General features: G+C 66.3%; 1 protein-coding gene. It reads left to right on the top strand.

Annotation, left to right across the window (positions count from 1 at the left end; translation table 11 throughout):
• The first annotated feature begins 166 nt into the window (after nt 1-166).
• The gene (locus ABD223_RS43245) at nt 167-1633 is read left to right on the top strand and encodes a DUF4185 domain-containing protein (protein WP_344044167.1); all 1467 of its coding nucleotides are present in this window, start codon (nt 167-169) and stop codon (nt 1631-1633) included.
• The last annotated feature ends 43 nt before the right edge of the window (nt 1634-1676 follow it).

The raw sequence follows: 1676 nt of genomic DNA, 5'->3' as shown, positions 1-1676 counted from the left end.
CTGCATCGTCCTCCACCTCAGATGAAGATCCACAGAACACGCCCTAGCCGACCTGCTGTCCGGTTTCAGGACTGACGTTCCGGCACTGGCAAAATCTGGTCATTCCGGTTTTCTGGAACAGTAGGTAGCGTCGTGGTCACACAGCGGTCACTCCTGAAGGGGCGGAATGCGACGCGACGAGCACACCAGCGGCGATGGCACCGATCCGACAGCACGGACGGGCCGCGGCATCAGCCGTGCGACGTTCCTCAAGGGGGCCGCCGGCGCACTGCTCGGCGCCGGCGGCGGGCTCGGCGCCGCGACGGCCAGCGCAGCCGGCACACCGCGTGCCGGCTACCTCAAGGACCTCACGGGCAACGAGACGGCCCGGTTCGGCTTCCGAGGCACCGACCTCGGGTTCACGGCACGGACCAACCACGGTTACTGCATCTCGATCTTCGGCGACACCTTCGACCAGCCGGTGCCGGTCAACGTCACCGGGTGGCGTTCGCCCGTCGGGCTGCGCCAGTCGAACACCGACCTGCAGAACGGTATCCGTTGGGACAACGCCATCGGTGGCTCACGGGCCAAGGAGTTGATCCCCTATCGGCACAACGATCCCGACTACGCCAGGAACACGCCGGGGCAGGTCGTCACCGAGATCCCCAACGACCTGATCCACCTGCCCGACGGCCGCTACATCATGACCACGTTCGGTGTGCGGGACTGGGCGATCCCCGAGCAGGGCGGCATCCCCAGTGCCGGTGGCAGTTGGCGCACCTGGTACTCCCGGCTGTGGACGTCCACCGACACCAACGCGGAGAACTGGACCACCACGTGGAACCTGGAGACCAACCGGGAGAACATGGACTACTGGAACAGCGGCGACATGAGCCTGTTCCAGAACAACACCATGATCATGTGGCCGGGTGAGAACTTCGTCTACGTCTACGGGACCAACGAGGGCCGCTGGAATGGCGGTGGCATCCACCTCATGCGGGTGCCGTGGGACAAGATGTGGAACTACAGCCAGTACCGCTTCTGGGGCGTCGACGGCTCCGGTCGCTGGGACTGGCGCCAGTACGGGCCGATCACGCCGATCATCAACGCACCGAGTCGCAACGAAGCCATCGGCGAGTTGTCGGCACAGGTCATCGAGGGGCGGGTCGTGTTGTCGTTCCTCAACGGCGGCCGCGGCGCGGTCACCCAGACGGCGACGTACCCGACAGGCCTGTGGACCGCCCCGAAGACCCAGGTGACCTACGCGCAGGCCCAGAACATCTACGCGCCGATCGTGCATCCGTACTCGACGTTGGCGAACTCCCACATCCTGTTGTCGCAATGGGTCGGGTCGGAGTACTACGGCGTCCGCCAGTGGACCGGCAACATGTACGGCACCGTCGCGGCGCGTGGCCCGGTCGGTGCCACGCTGGCGGTGACGAAGGACGAGCCCGCCCTTCCCGGGCACGTCGGGCCGGTGTCGCCGCAGTGGCAGAAGCTGCCGCTGGCCGAGCAGATCGCGGTACTCGGTGACAATACCGACAACCGCGTGAGCAGAGCCGACATCGCGGCGGTGACCAGGTCTGCGGCGAGCGCCAACACCGGGGTGTCGGCGGCACGCCACCGAGCGGGGGCGATGGCGCCGACAGGCTAGGGCGTGTTCTGTGGATCTTCATCTGAGGTGGAGGACGATGCAT

This window comes from Saccharothrix xinjiangensis, assembly GCF_039527585.1.
Lineage (GTDB): Bacteria > Actinomycetota > Actinomycetes > Mycobacteriales > Pseudonocardiaceae > Actinosynnema > Actinosynnema xinjiangensis.
Note: the sequence above shows the minus strand (reverse complement) of the source record. Positions and strands in the feature narration are given on the sequence as shown.